The sequence below is a fragment of the Marivirga sericea genome (assembly GCF_900177665.1).
GTDB classification, from domain to species: domain Bacteria; phylum Bacteroidota; class Bacteroidia; order Cytophagales; family Cyclobacteriaceae; genus Marivirga; species Marivirga sericea.
Genome location: NZ_FXAW01000008.1, coordinates 118,535 through 137,446, shown reverse-complemented (window position 1 = coordinate 137,446; position 18,912 = coordinate 118,535). Strand labels below are relative to the sequence as shown.

Annotated in this window: 16 protein-coding genes; 4 read left to right on the top strand and 12 right to left on the bottom strand. The window is 36.8% G+C overall.

From position 1 onward, the window contains the following. Nucleotides 1–831, bottom strand: coding sequence for a DUF5777 family beta-barrel protein (locus B9Y84_RS17230; RefSeq protein ID WP_085518640.1), 831 nt, complete (start codon nt 829–831; stop codon nt 1–3). A 4-nt stretch (nt 832–835) separates the two neighbouring features. Then, nucleotides 836–1,645, bottom strand: a complete 810-nt coding sequence (locus tag B9Y84_RS17225) for a hypothetical protein (RefSeq protein ID WP_085518639.1) — start codon at nt 1,643–1,645, stop codon at nt 836–838. 329 nt (nt 1,646–1,974) lie between these two features. Between B9Y84_RS17225 and B9Y84_RS20770 the strand changes: the two genes are divergently transcribed. Continuing rightward, nucleotides 1,975–3,783 carry a cupredoxin domain-containing protein gene (locus B9Y84_RS20770; protein WP_085518638.1) on the top strand — a complete coding sequence of 603 codons (1,809 nt, stop codon included), beginning with the start codon at nt 1,975–1,977 and terminating at the stop codon, nt 3,781–3,783. A 65-nt stretch (nt 3,784–3,848) separates the two neighbouring features. On the opposite strand, the gene B9Y84_RS17215 is transcribed toward B9Y84_RS20770, so the two are convergent. Together B9Y84_RS17215 and B9Y84_RS17210 are read right to left on the bottom strand one after the other, a co-directional pair. Next, entirely contained in the window at nt 3,849–4,064 is a 216-nt protein-coding gene (locus B9Y84_RS17215) for a YgaP family membrane protein (RefSeq protein WP_085518637.1), read from the bottom strand. A 111-nt stretch (nt 4,065–4,175) separates the two neighbouring features. Next, on the bottom strand, nt 4,176–5,663 hold the full coding sequence (locus B9Y84_RS17210; RefSeq protein WP_085518636.1) for a helix-turn-helix domain-containing protein: 1,488 nt from the start codon (nt 5,661–5,663) through the stop codon (nt 4,176–4,178). Between the two features lie 207 nt (nt 5,664–5,870). Between B9Y84_RS17210 and aceB the strand changes: the two genes are divergently transcribed. Together aceB and aceA are read left to right on the top strand one after the other, a co-directional pair. Then, nucleotides 5,871–7,463 carry a malate synthase A gene (gene aceB, locus B9Y84_RS17205; protein WP_085518635.1) on the top strand — a complete coding sequence of 531 codons (1,593 nt, stop codon included), beginning with the start codon at nt 5,871–5,873 and terminating at the stop codon, nt 7,461–7,463. Nucleotides 7,464–7,496: 33 nt separating this feature from the next. After that, nucleotides 7,497–8,771, top strand: coding sequence for an isocitrate lyase (gene aceA / locus B9Y84_RS17200; RefSeq protein WP_085518634.1), 1,275 nt, complete (start codon nt 7,497–7,499; stop codon nt 8,769–8,771). 79 nt (nt 8,772–8,850) lie between these two features. On the opposite strand, the gene B9Y84_RS17195 is transcribed toward aceA, so the two are convergent. Genes B9Y84_RS17195 through B9Y84_RS17180 form a run of 4 tightly spaced genes read right to left on the bottom strand, consistent with a single transcriptional unit; the run spans nt 8,851 to nt 12,303 of the window. Next, nucleotides 8,851–10,194 carry an OprD family outer membrane porin gene (locus tag B9Y84_RS17195; protein WP_085518633.1) on the bottom strand — a complete coding sequence of 448 codons (1,344 nt, stop codon included), beginning with the start codon at nt 10,192–10,194 and terminating at the stop codon, nt 8,851–8,853. Continuing rightward, on the bottom strand, nt 10,195–11,229 hold the full coding sequence (locus B9Y84_RS17190; protein ID WP_085518632.1) for a c-type cytochrome: 1,035 nt from the start codon (nt 11,227–11,229) through the stop codon (nt 10,195–10,197). Nucleotides 11,230–11,280: 51 nt separating this feature from the next. Then, nucleotides 11,281–11,694, bottom strand: a complete 414-nt coding sequence (locus B9Y84_RS17185) for a YeeE/YedE family protein (protein WP_085518741.1) — start codon at nt 11,692–11,694, stop codon at nt 11,281–11,283. A 33-nt stretch (nt 11,695–11,727) separates the two neighbouring features. Then, a complete protein-coding gene (locus B9Y84_RS17180) occupies nt 11,728–12,303 on the bottom strand; it encodes a YeeE/YedE family protein (protein ID WP_085518631.1) in 576 nt (191 codons plus the stop codon). A 239-nt stretch (nt 12,304–12,542) separates the two neighbouring features. Here B9Y84_RS17180 and B9Y84_RS17175 point away from each other — a divergent pair, with 239 nt between their 5' ends. After that, nucleotides 12,543–13,115, top strand: coding sequence for a pentapeptide repeat-containing protein (locus B9Y84_RS17175; protein WP_139828080.1), 573 nt, complete (start codon nt 12,543–12,545; stop codon nt 13,113–13,115). A 19-nt stretch (nt 13,116–13,134) separates the two neighbouring features. Here B9Y84_RS17175 and B9Y84_RS17170 read toward each other — a convergent pair whose 3' ends face one another. From B9Y84_RS17170 to B9Y84_RS17155, 4 genes are all read right to left on the bottom strand, one after another. Further along, nucleotides 13,135–14,382: a cation:proton antiporter gene (locus B9Y84_RS17170; protein WP_085518630.1), complete on the bottom strand. Its 1,248-nt coding sequence runs from the start codon at nt 14,380–14,382 to the stop codon at nt 13,135–13,137. Nucleotides 14,383–14,552: 170 nt separating this feature from the next. After that, nucleotides 14,553–15,602: a hypothetical protein gene (locus B9Y84_RS17165; protein ID WP_085518629.1), complete on the bottom strand. Its 1,050-nt coding sequence runs from the start codon at nt 15,600–15,602 to the stop codon at nt 14,553–14,555. 125 nt (nt 15,603–15,727) lie between these two features. After that, a complete protein-coding gene (gene hemL, locus B9Y84_RS17160) occupies nt 15,728–17,023 on the bottom strand; it encodes a glutamate-1-semialdehyde 2,1-aminomutase (RefSeq protein WP_085518628.1) in 1,296 nt (431 codons plus the stop codon). Between the two features lie 28 nt (nt 17,024–17,051). Beyond that, nucleotides 17,052–18,863 carry a hypothetical protein gene (locus B9Y84_RS17155; protein ID WP_085518627.1) on the bottom strand — a complete coding sequence of 604 codons (1,812 nt, stop codon included), beginning with the start codon at nt 18,861–18,863 and terminating at the stop codon, nt 17,052–17,054. Nucleotides 18,864–18,912: the final 49 nt, after the last annotated feature.

Genomic DNA, 18,912 nt, shown 5'->3' with positions numbered 1-18,912 from the left:
CTACTTCCTTGCCCCAACTTTAAAATCCCTGGTGATATTGAAACCAAAATGTATATTTCCGTTCTGTACTCTTCCCGTGGTTTCCGCTATGTACAAAGGAGCTATCATACCCAATGAATTAGTGAAATTTAATTGAAAGATATGGCCTTTGGTTTCTAATTCAACTCCTAGTCCGGCTGAAGATTGGTATTGTGATGCCAACTGATCAGGTAAATTCAAATAATATTCAAGATTAAAAGCCAATACTTTAGATACTTGAATCCTTGCTGCGGCTCCTAAACTGTAAATATCATTATTGCTTTCTAGGTCTAAAACAAAATTACGATGCACATAAGTCGGCATAATCTGAAAGCTAATAAATTCGTTAAATTTCCTACCTAAAAGTAATTGATGAACAAAGGTTAGATTATTCGTAAAGGATAAAGTTTCAGTTTGAGGCGTTTGAATAGTTCTGACAGCCGCATTTGTATAGTACACTAAGGAAACTGGGCTACCTCCATCTTTCTTTTGTTGCAATAACCTGTATTTTAAATATACATCATAATGTTTCTGCAATGAACTTCTGCCGAACCCGATATTGATAAAATCAGTGATTGCATAGTCTAGACCAATCCTAATTGTAGAATTATCAAGCCCATAGAGTTGTTGGATACCTGAGCTTATATCTCCAAACCTATGGGAAATAATAAATTTCATCATTCCTTTTGGAAGAAGCTCTGTAGAATGGCCATTGACAACTCGAGTATCTCTAAAAACTTTTTCCCGGTCTTGTTGCGAAAATAAGTTAAAGACCCAAAACTGTATGATCAATAATATTACCGTTTTTTTCATATAATTAATTATCTAAGGCTCCATCATCAACCCAGCAAGCAATCGCTTGAATTTCATCTTCTGTCAAGTCAGGTCTGCCTGCTGGTGGCATTGTCCCTGCAGAAGTTCTGGTTTTAATTCTGGATGCGTTCACAAATATATTATCATCAGTAGAAAAATTAGGGGGTTGGGAACCATTATGGCAACCACTAACGGCACAATTAGTAGTAATAATTGATTTTATATCATTACTAAAACTTATTCCAGATCTAATTTCAATCTCCGATATCTCAGCTTCACAACCATTCGCATCTCTCGCCACGATCGTATAGCTACCATTCGATAAACCAGTAAATTCTGGCTCAGTTTGACTTTGATCGCCATTTAAAACATAGTCAATCGGTTCGACACCTCCCACCTGACTAATCAGAATACTACCAGAACTTGTCCCACAATTAGAATCCTTGGTTTCAACTACAGAAAGCTGGAGACCTCCCTCATTTCTTACATTTGCCTCCATTTCCTCACTAACGCAATTTGAATTTATATTTCTTGCTTGAATAGTGTAAGTACCAGCAGCTAATCCCGTAAAAACACTATTTGCAACAAAATCACCTTCATTTAATCTGAATTCATAAACCGCATCTCCATTAACGGATGCCACTATTTCACCTGAGGCTTCTTGACATGTAGTATTCTGAACGGATTCGATGATTAGCTCTAGGCTATTAGATCCGCAATCAGTTTCTGGACTTGCTATTCTTTCATATTCACAAGCAAAAATGAATGTAGAAAGAAGAAGTAAAATGGGTAAAGAATTGATTTTATAATTCATGGAAAATAATTTAGTAGGTAACTGAGAAATAAATACGTTTCAACCTATAAAAATGGATTTCTGAGGTAGAATTAAAAAAGCCATATTCGATCGCTATCCTACTTTAAATAATGATACTAATCTACTAAAAATATAAAAGAACTAAGCTAGTTCTTTTTAAAATTATACTTTTTTTTTTAACAATTGGATTCCACAGTGTATTAACCTTATAAGCAATTTAATCACTAAAATCAGGAAATGAACAAGATGCTTTTCTACAAAAGGCAAAGTGAAATAAATCTGATTTTTGATTAACTGCGTAAATCCAATCGAAATCAAAACATAAAAAAATGATGATGATTAAAGAACTAAATTTAAAAGTACTAATGAAAAGAGCGTTGCTTGGAATAGCAGCTTCTAGTTTATTATTTACTGCTTGTAATACTGAAGAGGACGAAGAAATGATGGAACCAGAAATGGCAACTGGTATGTTGACGGTCTCTGATCAAACAATTTCGCAGAATACTATTGTGGTTTCAAATGTAAATTTGGATCAGAATGGATGGTTAGTAGTTCATGCGAGTGAAGAAGATGCGCCTGTGGTTCCTGAAATCATTTCAGAGCCGGTTTTGGTAGAAGCTGGAGATAATAGCGATATTGAAATCCCTATTATAGATTTTGAAAATCTATCCGAAGATGCGAATGTTTGGGTAATGCTACATACTGATGATGGCGAATTAGGCGTCTACGAATTTGACGGAGCAAATGGACTAGACGCACCACTTACTACAGAGGAAGGTGAAATAGTAATGACCGAAATAGAAATATCTGCCCCAAGCGTAACTGTTAATAATCAAGTAGTGAATGAAAACATGGTCACTATTGAAGAAGTAAATGCTGCCGTTGATGGATGGATTGTAATTCACGAAGATGATGGTGATGGAAACCCTGGTCCAGTGATTGGTCAAACTTTTGTTGAAGCTGGCACTAACTCAGATGTGATGATAGACTTAGGTAGCGCTACTTTCAGTGGTGGCGAAATGCTTTTCCCTATGTTACATATTGAAAGCCCAGCGGACGGAGAATATGGTTTTCCAGATAATGGAGATGGCCCAGAAGTATTTGGCAATAATATAATTGTGGTGGGCTTCGAAACAGAAGCGCCAAGTGGTAGCATTACAGCAGCCAATCAAATTATACAAGGAAACACTCTTATTGCAAATGAATTAACTGTTAATGCTACTGCTTGGGTAGTAGTACATGCTAGTAACGAAGCTGGTGATGGACCTCAAGTACCCGAAATTATTTCCACTCCCGTACAATTAGAAGCTGGATCTAATACTGATGTTGAAATTGAGCTAACAGAAACTGTAGCAGCAGATGATGTGCTATATGTCATGCTACATACCGAAAATGGTACCGTAGGAGAATATGAGTTTGACGGAGCTAATGGTTTTGATGGACCTGTCACTACAGAATCAATAACAGTTCAAGCCCCTACCGGAACATTTACTGCAAACGACCAAACCTTGACAAATGGTAATGTAGTAGTAGAAAGCATCACCGTGGGACAACCTTCGTGGGTAGTTATCCATAGAGATAATGGAATGGGCTCTTTTGTAGCCCCTGGAATTATTTCGGAGCCGGTAGCTTTAGAAACAGGAACTTCGACAGATGTTGAGATTTCCTTTTCTGATGGAGAAACTGTTGAAGATGGAGAAACATTATGGATCATGCTACACAATGACAATGGAGTTGTTGGAGAGTATGAATTTGATGGAGCTAATAATTTTGACAACCCTATTACCTTTTCGGACATTGAAGTATCGACAGCAAGCACTGTTAATTATGATGTGACCAATGATGGAGCAAGCGCTTACCAATTTACTGGAAACGGACTTACTAATGTGTCAAATCCTGACATTACGTTAGTGAGAGGTGAAACTTACACATTTACTGTAAATGCCTCTGGACATCCGTTTTACATTAACGAGACGCAAGGAACTGGTAGTTCAAATGCATATAATAATGGAGTGACGAATAATGGGGCTCAATCTGGCACTATTACTTTCACCGTTCCCAGCGATGCACCTAACACTTTATTTTACAATTGTGAATTTCATAGTTCAATGACAGGAACTATTACAATTACCGATTAACCTAAGAAAGCCATTTTTTTTCATAGTTGAATAGTGTTTAAAGCGACTCTTTCGAGTCGCTTTTTTTATTTCTGTTCAGTTGCTTTGCGCTTAGTAGAAATTCCAAAAGGGAGGTATAGCGGGCAAAAGCTAATGAAACTTGTAGCGATAAATACCGCAGCTAATACTCCTAATATTACTGCTAAGGTCCCAGAAATAACTCCAGCATAATATAATATACCGACTGAAATCGCTAATAAAATTCTGATGATTTTATCTGCAGTTCCCATATTGGCTTTCATGATCTTTTATTTTAAGTGATTTACTGTATTAAAAATACTTAATCTGAAATTTAAATAGGTAACTTTTGTTACAGAAAGCATTAGTGATTGCTACCCTCGCAAGTATTAAAATTATTTTCTAGTTAATAAATCTACTGCTTTCCTCATGGCATTTAATCGCTGAGCTTCTTCATAGACATGGGGAGAGGCGGCTCTTTCGTGGCAATCGTAGAGCGGACAGGTCTCACAAGTTTCATTAACAATTCTAATAGGAATAGCAGGGTCATTATGAAATTTTACCTTTTTCTTCATCGCTGGTGTGATTAATAACCCGATAGATACGCTGCTATTCTGTCCAATACTTTTATTGCTAGGTTTAGCTAAGCTAATAATCAAGTACTCATTATCAGAATTCACGTATTGACTGCGCTGCACTTTACATTTTACTCCATCTTGTTTTTGTTCTTCCTGATTTCGCAGTTCTTTTAAAATCTCAATAGAAGCCCACCTTCTGCAATAATGCTGATCCAATGCCGTTCCGTGAGGATTATGAAGTCCTGAAAGATGCATCTCTTTAGTCAGCTTAAAAGTCTCTTCATTGGATGTGCTAAATCTCAAAAAGAACAACTCCTTAATACCAAACACCTTTGGAAGCAGATTAGTCATTCTATGCATCAACATTTCAGGAGTGCATTGGTAGGTCTCTAAAATATTTAAGAGCAAATCGGCATTAAACTGGGGTTCCGATAAGAACTTTTTCAGATCCTCCACAATTGTGTTTTCCGGTAAAGCTAATGCACAAGCAAAATAAGATGCTTTATAATTATTCAAAACCTCTTCAAAAGAATTGACTGATATCCAGCTGGAGGTAAAAGGTCTCGGACTTAATTTTAAATACTGGTAACCCAACTCTTTTGCCATAGTGAATAACTGCTGTGCATCCGTTAATTTCGGATTCATCAACAATTGAGGAGCATCACCAGGAATTGTCATAGAACGTAATGGTTTCAACTCTTGCTGATGTTGAAGTCCTTTTGGAATAACTTGATAATTGTATTCTGAATTAAGAACCTCCTCTAATTGCTCAAATGTGTAAGGAAAGGAATTCATGCTAAAGAACTGCGCTCTGAAAGATTCAACCTGCTCTTCAATACCTTCAAAATAGTTATCATGCATCTCCTGAAAAGAGCGCAACATATTTAGATATAAACTTTCGACACGAAGCCCATAATTTCTACTGATCTCGATAAGCGTACTTAAAAAAGCTCCTAATTTGGCCGGAGCGTTGCTCAAAAGGTCTAAAAGATGCGCTGGTTCAATTCCAAATAACTCCAGCGGAAGTTCTTTAAACAAATTTGATTGCAACAACTCTCCTAATGGCGCAAGTTTCTTAGAAAGCTGCAAAGACACCAGATCGTCAAAAGTCACTTCGAGCGCCTCTGATAGAATATTAATCTTTTCAATTTTAGGATATTTTTTACCCTTTTCAATTTCATTTAGGTAGGATGCTGATAAGCCTGTTTGCTTTGACAATTGAGCAAAAGACAAGCCTTTTTCAATCCGTAATTGTCTCACTTTTAACCCAAATATCAATTTTACATTTTCTTGAGATATCGCCATTTCTTCTGATTTTTTATGAATTTTATCGTTCTCCCATCAAGCGAAAAAAGTTTTTTATTTTTTTTTTACAGCTTTTAATCCCACCCAGCTTCCTTTCCAAGCATTCGCTAAGATAGCGAATAAAATCCAATAGCGAATATTCGCTTGTTATTTATTTTTCGCTGATATACATTTGAGATATCAATCACACAAAAAACTGATAATCACATGGAAACTACATCAGCACAAATAAGGAATTCAAAAAAGAAAGTAGAGGGCTTTAACTTATTAACAGATGAAGCAATTTCATTTTTAAATAAACTGCACGAAAGGTTTAATGAAAAGCGACTTGAAATACTCGGCAGAAGAGAGCAGGTTTATGATCAAATCAAGCAAGGGAAAGAACTTGATTTTCCAAAAACTACTGAAGATGTACGTAATGACTTAGACTGGAAAATTGCGCCTTTACCAAAAGACTTACAAGACAGGAAAGTGGAAATCACTGGGCCTGTTGATAGAAAAATGATCATCAATGCTTTAAATTCTGGCGCAAGAGTTTTCATGGCAGATTTTGAAGATGCCACTAGTCCCACTTGGAAAAATATAACAGATGGACAGCAAAATTTATATGATGCAATACGAAAGCAGATTGATTTTACTTCTGACCAAGGCAAAAGCTACAAGTTAAAAGCAAATCCTGCGGTATTAAAAGTGAGACCTAGAGGGTGGCATTTATCTGAAAAAAACTTTCTGGTAAATGGCGAACCTATTTCAGCCTCACTTTTTGACTTCGGTTTATATTTCTTTCATAATGCTCATGAAATGATCAGAAACGGAAGTGGACCCTACTTTTACTTGCCGAAATTAGAACACAGATTTGAAGCAAGATTATGGAATGAAGTTTTTGTATTTGCCCAAAATGAACTGGGAATACCCGTTGGCACTATCAAAGCCACTGTGTTAGTAGAAACTATTACAGCTGCTTTTCAGATGGAGGAGATTATTTATGAGCTAAGAGATCATATGGCAGGACTTAATGCTGGCAGATGGGATTACATCTTCAGCTTTATCAAGAAATTTAGAAATCGACCAGGCTACATTCTTCCCGATAGAAATGAAGTAACCATGCAAGTTCCTTTCATGAAAGCATATGCTAATCTTTTGGTAAAGACTTGCCATAAAAGAGGTGCTCATGCGATTGGTGGTATGTCTGCTTTCATCCCTACCAAAGATGAGGAGCAAAATCAGAAAATATTAGATAAAGTCAGAAATGATAAAACAGAAGAGGCACTAGCCGGATACGATGGCAGCTGGGTAGCCCATCCTGCTTTAATCCCTGCTGTTGAAGCAGTATTTGAACAAATTATTGGTGAAAAACCGCACCAAAAGCATGTTCTCAGAGAGGAGTTTACAACAACACCTTCTGCTTTAACAAGTCCACACGTGATGTATGGCGAGGTAACTGAAAAAGGAGTACGAATGAATATCAATGTAGCCTTATTGTACATAGAATCATGGCTACAAGGAACGGGAGCTGCTGCAATTTACAATCTAATGGAAGATGCCGCTACAGCAGAAATCAGCCGAGCTCAATTATGGCAATGGTACCATCACCAAATATCATTTAAAAATGGTAAGATCTTCAATAGAGCTTTGTTTTGTATGCTCTTAGAGGAAGAAACCGAAAAGGTAAAGGAAATGCTCGGTCAAAAACGGGTTGAAACAGGAAAAATAGCAATAGCGAGAGATATCCTCAAAAAACTAGTGAAAAGCGAAGAATTTGAAGATTTCTTAACGCTTAAAGCTTACCCTTATTTATAAAATCAATTTCACTACTATATAAAATCAAACGACATGAATACTCAACAAAAAATCGATCAATTAGTATCTGATTGGACTTCAAACCCAAGATGGAAAGATGTAGAACGTACGTATACCGCAGAAGAAGTTGTAAAACTAGCTGGCACTGTAAAAATAGATCATAGTCTTGCTCGCTTAGGAGCAGAAAGACTATGGGATCTGTTGAAGAAAGAAGATTTCGTAGCTGGCCTTGGTGCCCTTACAGGAAATCAAGCTGTACAAGAAGTACAAGCAGGCCTAAAAGCTATTTACCTAAGTGGATGGCAAGTTGCTGCCGATGCTAACTTAGCCGGGCAGATGTATCCTGATCAAAGTTTATATCCTGCTGACAGCGTGCCAAATGTGGTGAAAAGGATTAACAACGCACTATTAAGAGCAGATCAAATTCAGTCGGTAAGTGGTGAAGGTGATATTCACTGGATGGCTCCAATTGTAGCTGATGCGGAAGCTGGATTTGGTGGCAACTTGAATGCCTTCGAACTTATGAAAGGGATGATAGAAGCTGGTGCTGCTGGTGTGCATTTCGAAGATCAACTATCCTCAGCCAAAAAATGTGGCCACCTAGGCGGAAAAGTATTAGTCCCTACACAAGAAGCGATCAATAAGTTAATATCTGCAAGACTAGCAACAGATGTGATGGGAGTTCCTACCCTGATCATTGCCAGAACTGATGCAGATGCTGCTAATTTATTGACGTCAGATGTTGATGAAAGAGATCGTAAATTTCTAGATGGAACAAGATCTTCCGAAGGATTCTTTGGCGTAAAAAACGGCTTGGAACAAGCGATTAACCGGGGTCTTGCTTATGCTCCATATGCTGATCTAGTGTGGTGTGAAACATCTCATCCTGACTTAGGAGAGGCTAGAGAATTTGCTCAGGCCATCAAGGAAAAATATCCAAACAAAATGCTGGCTTACAATTGCTCCCCATCTTTCAATTGGGCAGCAAAGCTGACTGAAAATGAGATGTTAGAATACCGAGAAAAACTAGCTGAAATGGGATACAAATTCCAGTTCATAACGCTAGCTGGCTTCCATGCATTGAATACTGCTATGTTCGAATTAGCAACTGCTTATAAAAACAAAGGCATGGCTGGGTATTCTGAATTGCAACAAAGAGAATTTGCCCTACAGAAGCAAGGTTTTAAAGCGGTTAAACACCAGGCATTTGTAGGAACAGGTTATTTTGACGCAGTGCAAAATGCAGTCATGCAAGGTAAATCTTCTACCACAGCTTTAAAAGGCTCAACTGAAGAAGCCCAATTTTAAATAAAATACCGTTTCCGTAGTTTACACCGAGAGGTGTTTCATGTTTCAAAAGGCTTCCGCAAGGAAGTCTTTTGTATTTTTAAAAATTGTAATTCACAATCGCATTGATCAAGAACAGATTTACTTTGTTGAGAATGAATACAGGATTATCAGGAAAATCTCCCGTCCTATATTTGTAAGTAATTAACAGTTCAGGTTTTAAACCTTTCCATTTTACATTTTCATAGAATAAATCCAAATTGATATGCATATAATTCGGAATGGCATACTTATTCAACTCGGGTTCTGTCACTGATGGTCTCCATTGATGACCAATACTGAAAATCGATTTTAGCTTTTGATCAGAAAATTTGAAATTCTGGTGGTAGTACATCACAGCCGCATGATTATTTCCAAATCCTTCACTCCGTTCTCTTTTCTGAAAACTAAACAAAAACTCTCGCCCCCATTCACGAGGAAATAAAAATCTACCCTGACCTGTGATATGATCATATCCTAAACTGATTTTTCCATTTGTTAGAAGATGAGATAATTGCAGACCAAAAATCTGTGCCGTTTCATTTTGCACATATCGTAAGGCAGGGTCAGGATGTCCACCTTCTCCTACCCTATTTTGTAACAACCATTCTGCTGACAATTCTAAGCCAGCGTCAGTAAAATTATAAGTGGGCTTTACATAGAGGACATTGAAAATATTATCTACATAATAATCCCATAGCTCAACTTTTAGATGGGGGCTAATTTGATAATCAACATTAGTCAAAGCCACATAATTAGATATCGAATTTTCTCTGTATTCACTTCCTTGTCCGTTAATATCTCTGCCGACTGGATAAATCCCCAAGGTCTGACCGATATTTTCAAATCCATTGTAACTTCTTGGTGCAATCCGATTAATCGCTCCCAACTGGAACTTTAATTTACCTTTTTCCTCATATTTATAAAATGCTCCTTCAAAAAGGGTAGGAATCATTCTACCATCTTGCCCATTCATAAACGGAGAGAAAAAACCTTGTCTTCCAATTTTTACTTGATGATTACCAGCTTTGTATTGCACAAACAATTCCCCTGGATAGGCGATAAACCGTTGCGAAAGGTCTTGAACATTAAAATTACCTGCTGCATATCGACTTTCTCTTCCCGTTGTAGGATCTAATACTTCCACATTACCGATTCCGGTATTCCAACTGCTGTAAACTGCCCCTCCAACTTGCCAATGCTCATTAAAATCATAGGTGTATTTTAATTTTAAGCCTGTGGCTATAGTATACCAATCTTGTAAAGCTCCCTCATTGAAGGAATGCATATAGTAATTTCGCCATTGTCCACTGAGATTTCCTTTTTTATTTTCAGCTTGATCGTCTTGAGCAAAACTTAGGAAAGTAGATAAAAGCAATATGGAAACTATAGAAGTAAACTTCATTTATTTGGTTTTCTTAATTTGATAGACACTGTCATAATATTGAATGATAGGCGGAAATGGGCCAAATTGATGTTGTTCAGCTGAAAAAGAATCATCCCAAGGACCATAAGAAGTAGAAACAGGCTTTAATTTCAAATCAGGAAAATCCTTATCTGCTTCTGGTTTTAATGGTCTGTCAAAACTGTTTATATAAGCTGCCACATGAAAGGCCTCTTCATCCGTTAATTTTGGATTTTCTTTAGTAGCGATTAAGTGCGGCATATTTGCTTTAATGAATTGCGCAGCCGTTAATACTCGGTGCATACCTGCCCCATGATTAAAAGAATCATCTCCCCAAAGTGGAGGATATTGATAACCCTTTCGCTCATCTGTTAACTTTGTCCCTTGTCCATCTTCCCCGTGGCAAACTTGACATTCATTGATGTATACCTGCTTACCGAAGATAGTATCCGCTTTTACTGTTGGTATTTTTATACTTACAAAACCTTTATACCAATCGACTGTATCGGCTGGAACATCTTCACTTAACCATTCCATATAAGCCACTAAAGCCTGCATCTGTTCTGAATCTTCAGGCAAGGCTTCTCCATTCATGCTGCGTTCCATGCAGCCATTAATGCGCTCTTCAATTGTTCCTATCTTATTTTCCCTACCTCTAAACTGAGGGAAACGATTGGTCACTCCTACCCAAGATCCTGATCCTGGTTTCGTACCAGCCTCTAAATGGCAGTTTTGACAAGTCAGATTATTTCCGGCATATAATCTTTCATCCTTATTGATGACTTGTGGCCCCATCCATTTTGGTGATTCAGTTGCCAATAGAAAACCAAATTTTACTTGTTTCCCTTTTTGACCCTCCGGTAAATTAGTCTCAATATCAGGCAGGCTCCAGATCCTATTCTCATAAGTAGATGAAAAACCCAACCATTGTGGAGCTTCATCAATCAAAAGGACCGCCATAAATAGAGTGATCACGATAAGCAAGACACCCAGCATAGCTCCTGTGGTCATCTTGATCAATTTCAAAAAGTCCATTTCTCCTAAATTAAATTAAAAATCGGCCACTCTTACGAGTTAATTTGAATATTAATGTGGTAATTTATGCCTTATCTTACCATAAACGTAAGTTCCTAATACAGCAGCAGCAATTACTACTAAAATCACACCTACTCCATTCCCTAAAAGGATAAACATTGGACCAGGACAAGCTCCTGTCATCGCCCAGCCTAAACCGAATATTGAACCCCCGATTATATATCTCGCCCAGCTAAATTGCTTTGGGGCAACAATAATTCTCTCGCCATCAATCGATTTCAATTTCTTCCTTTTGATAAGTTGAATCACAATAATCCCTACAACAACCGCTGAACCAATCACACCATACATATGGAAAGATTGGAATTTAAACATCTCATAGATCCTAAACCAAGAGATCACTTCAGCCTTTGCAAGGGTAATACCAAAGACAGTTCCTATCAATAAATATCTTAAAAATTTCATTCCTTTCATTTGATTTTTGTAATTTAAAAATGATTATAGCACTAGTAAATAAGGTAAAATAAAGTAGGTCATAACTAGCCCCCCGATAAAGAACCCTACAACTGCCAAGAGCGAAGCAGGCTGCAAATCACTCAATCCTGAAATAGCGTGACCAGAAGTACAACCACCTGCATATCGAGTTCCAAAGCCTACTAAAAAACCTCCCACCACTATCATCAAAAAACCTTGCACAGTAAGTAAATTTTCCCAATTGAAAATCTCAATTGGCACCACATTTTCTCCAGGATTCTCAATTCCAAAAGCTTGCAATTCGGTAATCGTTGTTTCAGAAATATTAGCAGCCGGCTCATAGCCTAAATACAGATGGGATATTACCCCCCCTAATACTAAGCCTGCCGCAAAAACCAAATTCCACATTTGATCCCTCCAATTGAAATCGAAAAAATCACAGGATTTACCAGCTCCCAAAATAGAACACATAGTTCTTAAATTGGCAGACAGGCCAAATGATTTGCCAAAAAACAACATAGAGAACATAACCAACGCTATTAACGGACCTGCCACATACCATGGCCATGGCTGACTAATCCAATCTAATAATTCACTCATATAATATTTTAGTTAAAATTCAATCTTATTAAACATTCATTAAAGCAATTTTTTAAATGAGGCGTACCACCATTTTCCAAAACTGATAAACAAAATTAATGTAGTAACATTCATTGAGGCGTAACAAAAGTTACGAATTAGATGACAAATGTCATGGGGATTACAAATTGCAACTGATTCTACCAAAAAAGAAAATATATTCTATAATTTGCATATCAAATCAAACAACAAGTAAATAGGTGGTCAATATTATTGTGGAAGAACTTTTTAATGCTGTAGACTTTAAGGTATCTATACTTAAAAAAGGTGATTACGAGCATTGCACTTTTAGAAATTGTAATTTCCAAGATTACGATCTTTCAAATTTCAAGTTTATCGACTGCGCATTTGAAGGCTGCAATTTAAGTTCTGTCAAAATGAAGAGCACATCTCTGCAAACGGTAGATTTCAAGGATTGCAAGCTTCTAGGGATTCATTTTAACGAATGTAATACGTTTGGATTAAACGTAAATTTTGAAAATTGCCAACTTAATCATTCGGTTTTCTTTCAACTTCAGCTGCCCAAAACTAAATTTATCAACTCAAAGCTAATCGAAGTAGACTTCGGGGAGTGTGACCTAAGAGAAACAAAATTCAATTATTCTGATTTATCAGCTGCTATTTTCGAAAATTGCGATTTGCAAAAAGCCGACTTTAGGCATGCAATAAATTACACTATCGACCCTGAAAATAATAAATTGAAAGCTGCCTCATTCAGTATTGAAGCACTACCTGGGCTTTTAAGCAAATATAGGATTAAAGTAGAGCACTAACTACAAGTTCCTAATAGTGTTAAGACTTTTTAGGTACCAGCTTTTTTATGGTTAAACCTTGAACTAAAATTGAAAATACCACAACAGAATAAGTAGCAGAGAGAATAATGTTTTTGGCTTCAAAATCATCGGGAATAGACAAGGCTAAGGCAACAGAAATGCCTCCTCTTAAACCACCCCATGTCAGAATCGCCAAAGTATTCTTTTCAAAAGTTCTAAGTCTTTCCATTATTTTCACTGGAATTCCTACTCCTATTAAGCGAGCAAACAAGACCACAACAATCGCACATAATCCAATCAAAAAATAATCTGGGTGAAATTCTTTAGAGATAACAATGATTTCAAGTCCAATCAAAATGAAAAGTATTGCATTTAAGGCCTCATCAACTAAGTGCCAGAATTTATAGACATAGTCTCCAGTAGCTTTAGATTTATCTACAGCATGTCCCTCTTTACTAAGAAACAGCCCCAAAACCACTACCGCCAATGGACCGGAAATATGAAGAAACTCTGCAGCTTTATAAGACACCATCACTAAAGAAAGGGTCACCAGCACTTCTAATTCCACATGATCATTATCAATTATTTCCAATAATTTCAGACCCAAAAAGCCAAATATCGCTCCTAGTAATAACCCGCCCCCTACTTCAACTCCGAAGAGCCCTAAAGTACCACCAAGACTGAAGTTTTCAACTCCAGTTTGTGCTAAACCAAGTATTGTGAGAAAAGCTACTACACCTATGCCGTCATTGAACAATGATTCCCCCGCGATTTTGATTTCCAATTTTTTAGAAACTTTTGCATCAGAAAGTAATGCTAGAACGGCTATAGGATCAGTTGGAGAAATTAAGGCTCCAAAAAGCAAGCAATAAATTAAATCAATTTGGTAACCGAAAAATGCAAAAATATAAAACATTAAAAAGCCAACCACAAAAGTCGAAATCAAAACTCCAACTGTAGCAAAAATCAAGATAGGCCATCTTTCTTCTTTCAACCTCTTAACATTAATGGATAGAGCACCAGCAAATAATAAAAAACTGAGCATTACATCAAGTAGGACTTCTTTGAAATCAAATTCAGAGACTATTGAAATTGCTAAATCTGTGATTTCAGGAAATATATAACCTAATAAAAGAATAAGGACCGAAAGCACTAGTGCAATGATCATCAATCCAATAGTCGATGGCAACTTTAAATAATTAACATTTATAAATGTAAAAACTGCCGCTAAGAAAATAAGCAGAGTGATAAGATCCAAAACTCCCATTATACTTAATGATTTTAATTAGAATTGCTTTTATAAAAAGTCAAATTAGCAAATAAAATCAACTATGGTTCAAAAAAAACGAAATAATAATTCGAAATTACTAAGGGAATAGTAAAAAAATAATAGATACTTTTGTAAAAATATCAGAAACTTAATCTGCTTTATGAAAATTACCTACCAAAAGCCTCCACATTGTAGTCCAGCTTAGTACCGTACATCGGAAAGGTGATTTTTAGAAGCCCATAAAACCCTCTCTTTTGCAAGCCGGGACGCATTCCTATTTCGGCTCCATAACCCCACCCTAATGTTCGATTAAAGTGGCCATCTATCCCAATTCTTCCGCCAAACATGAAGGTATTGATGGTTGATGCATCATATTCGAAAAACTGCGTTGCACCGGCCGGTTGATGGAAGAAATTTTCAACAGTGACCATTGGGAAAATAAATAAATCCATAAAAGTAGAAAACACATGATCATCTACTAATTCCTCATATGTCTTGTCTGGTTTAGCTGCGAAGTTCTTAATCCATGTAAAACCACCACCCACAGCAACACCAGCCCCTAGAACATTTCCAAAGACCGCATCCTCAGTTTCGCCTGTTATGGAATTCGCAGATTGTTCAGTTTCACCCACAGGATTCACCACTACTCCTTGCGAAGCAATAGCCCTACTAAGTTCTGATGTCGTTTCATAATACACACCCCCTAAGCGAGCAAACAATATTTCTCTTCTTTTATTCGGTATTGGTGCTCTTTTTGGTACTTTCGCAGCCCATTCTGCACCCTGATAGTTTTTTGAGTAAAGTGGAATTAAACTTTCTGACTCTTGCTCTCTATCCCATATATGGTAAGAAGCACTTGCTTCTGCAAAAAAATAAGTTCTAGCTCTTGATTGCGGATCAAACCCATTTTTTTGAGCGGCATTTCTAGCGAAGTCGCTCCCAATAAAATAGGGCGTTCGAGCATGTGCTTTAAAGTGCATCTTATCCTTCAGATAATAAGTAGCATCTAATCCAAAGCCAGAAGTAATGTTGGTCACATGTACATCACCATAGGCTGGTGTTATCCCTATGAATAATTTATTGATATCGTAAGGATCGTTATACATTTCTTCGTACGTGACTGTTTTATTTTCAGTTCTTCTTCTAAACTGAGCATCCGCACTGAATACGAAACTATATGAAATCAATATGATGAGAATGAGTCTAACTATCTTCACTAGAATTCTATTTTTTTACAGCTGTAAATATAATAATTAATTAGGACTACAATAAATGTAGTCCCTAAATGAGAAAAATCCTTAATAAATTCAGGAAAAATAGTGAATTATTTCTCACAATCTGCTTAAGCCAAAAGGTTTTTTAATACTTTTTCGTGTGACTTTACAATATGGTCTAAATCTTCAGCCGATAAAGCAGTAGATAAAAACCATGATTCAAACTGCGCAGGTGGTAAATAAACGCCTTCATTTAACATCCCTTGAAAATATTTCCCAAACATTTCCGTATCGCAGCTTTTAGCACCTTCAAAATCATTTACTGGTTGATCTGTGAAGAAAATACTAATCATTGAACCTAATTGATTAATCGTATAATTTTTACCAAGTGCTGCATTTACTTTGGCCAATTCTTTCGCCAAGTACTGTCCTGATGCTCCAATTTGGTCATAAACCTCATCGTGATCATTCAAATAATGTAGTATCATCAATCCGGCTGACATCGCTATGGGGTTCCCTGATAGCGTCCCTGCTTGATAAACTGGGCCCTGAGGCGATACAAAATCCATGATTTCCTTTTTCCCACCATAAGCACCTACAGGCATACCGCCTCCAATAATCTTACCTAAGGTTGTGATATCTGGTTTCACCCCAAATATACCTTGTGCCCCGGCCTTCGATAATCTGAAACCCGTCATCACTTCATCAAATATCAAAACGATACCGTCTTGATCACAAATATCTCTTAACCCTTGTAGGTATCCTTCTTGAGGTATTACACAGCCCATATTTCCCGCTACGGGTTCTACAATTAAAGCAGCAATTTCACCTTTGTTCTGCTCTACTATCTTTTTAACTGCCTCCAAATCATTAAAAGGAGCCGTTAAAGTATCCTTTGCGGTTCCTTTGGTAACACCTGGCGAATTGGGTGTTCCCATGGTGGCTGCACCGCTCCCAGCTGCAATTAAAAAGCTATCTCCATGTCCGTGGTAGCAACCTTCAAATTTCAATAATTTATCTCTACCCGTAAATCCTCTTGCCAACCTAGCAGCAGACATGGTCGCTTCTGTACCTGAATTCACCATTCTGACCTTTTCAATTGAAGGCACCATATGAGTAATCAACTCTGCTATTTCTATTTCCTTAGCAGTGGGAGCACCGAAAGAAAGAGAGTTTTTCAAAGCATCTGCCACTGCTGCTTCAATTGCTTCATTTCCATGACCGAGAATCATCGGCCCCCATGAATTGATAAGATCGATATATCGATTATCATCTTCGTCATACATATAGGCTCCTTTTGCCCTTTTGACGAAAATTGGATCGCCACCTACAGCTTTGAAAGCTCTTACAGGAGAATTAACTCCTCCTGGAATAAAATTTTGTGCCTTTTTAAATAATGATTTGCTTTTGGACTTGTCCAGCATAAATAATATGATTTTTAATATTCTTAATTTAGTCAGTAAACATGGATGGTTTTTCTCCTATTTGCTCATAATTTAACATTCGCAATTCCAAATCTTCCATTTTCATGATAGGAACCACTTGGTTATCATTGGCATTGGTATAATCAAAACCAAAGTAAAGACTGCCACTTTGGAAGCCTTCATTGTAAAGACCATATTGAAAATAGTTTCCAAATTCAATAAGCTTTTCACCGAAGAATTTCATGGTCTCATATCCATCATAACTATATTGTGAAGGTAATTTGTTATAAGTTTTTCTATAAGTCTCTTTAAATTCTGCCACCTCAACAGAACTGAAGTCAAAATAATTTTGACCGATCATAATCACTCCCATACGTTGTAATTGATCAAATGACATTTGACTAAAATCAAGCCATTCATCATACCCAATTATAGGAATACTATCTCTTCTGGTATCAACGGCACTTAAAACATTAGAAACCAAAAGATTATCAGAAGCGGCCGTCATAATATGACCAATAGTATCTCTTGAAAGCACCAAAGAATCTCCCTCTCCAACTTTAACTTTAACTGTATTGCTGATATATACTTTCCCTCTATTATCCAATGTATCCACCTCAACAACTTCCGTCAAAGTCCTTAATATCTCCGTACTAGCAGTAGATGACCTTGAGGCTGCAATCCAAGTTATGTTGAATGAGTCTTCTTCTAAAATTCTCTTGTAAGTGTATGCAAAAATAGAGTCTTGGGATTTGCTTCCATAAAATATAGTAGCATTCTTATTCTCCATATGTTCGATTGCAAAGCGTGCAGCTGTTTTTGCTCGAGTTTCCGGAGTAGACTTCATTAAGAAAGAATAAGGATTGGCTGCTATTGTTTCAGAATTAGTGGACAATGGATTTACCATGTTGATTTTGTGCTTGTAAGAATACTCTCGCACCATACTTGCCGGAACAGGATATAAAGGGCCAATTATCATGTCCATTTCCAGCAACTCCTCCGTTTCTAGAATTTTCGCTGTTACCACGCTATCTCGATCCGTATCATAAGCAAAAAGCTCGATCCTTTTTTCATTTTCATTAAGCTCCTCTACAGCTGTTAAGATCCCCTGATAAATATCCAGAACAAATTGATTGCCTTTATTCCCCTTCGAGGTAGATAAGTCTTCAGCCATAAACGGTAACATGACAGCAACCCTATAAGTAGCTTTTTTTTCTGTGACACTTTTATCTACAAAATCAAAACTAGCTCGATTTAAGTCAAAAGAATCAATTAAAAACTCCATCAATTCAACCTTTCTATCTACCATAGGTTGTTGGTTGATTTTTATTGCTAAATACTTAGCAAGTACTTCATCATATGGATTCAATTCCATTGCCTTTTGCAAAAGTGGAATACTATCATAGGAAGCTAAGGTTGATTTTTTGATTTCTTTTGCAATATTTTTGAAATCTTCTTTTTCGGTGCTGTTCAATACCTTAAGTCCTTTCATCAGATTCCCTTCCTGCATTAGCATTTTGCCATACCAAAGATTTACTTCATCTATTTTATCCCAATCAGGATGAGTAGTTCTAATATCCCCCAGCACTTCCATGGCGCGCTCCTTATTTCCCGTTTCATAGGCTGAAATACCATAAAAATATGATCCGTACAAATAGAAAGGATTATCTTCGTTGGTTTCCAATAAATTCTTGAAATGATTTTGAGCACGCTGATAATCTCCAGATCTAAAGTAGTTTTTACCCGACAAATACTCTGACTGATAATTTATTTGTGCCTTTAGTTGAAAAGCATTCAAAATTAAAATCACTCCAAAAATGAATATTGCTTTTAATCCCATAGTATTATTATTAAAATATTAATTAAGCATCAATCTTAAGTTGAGCATC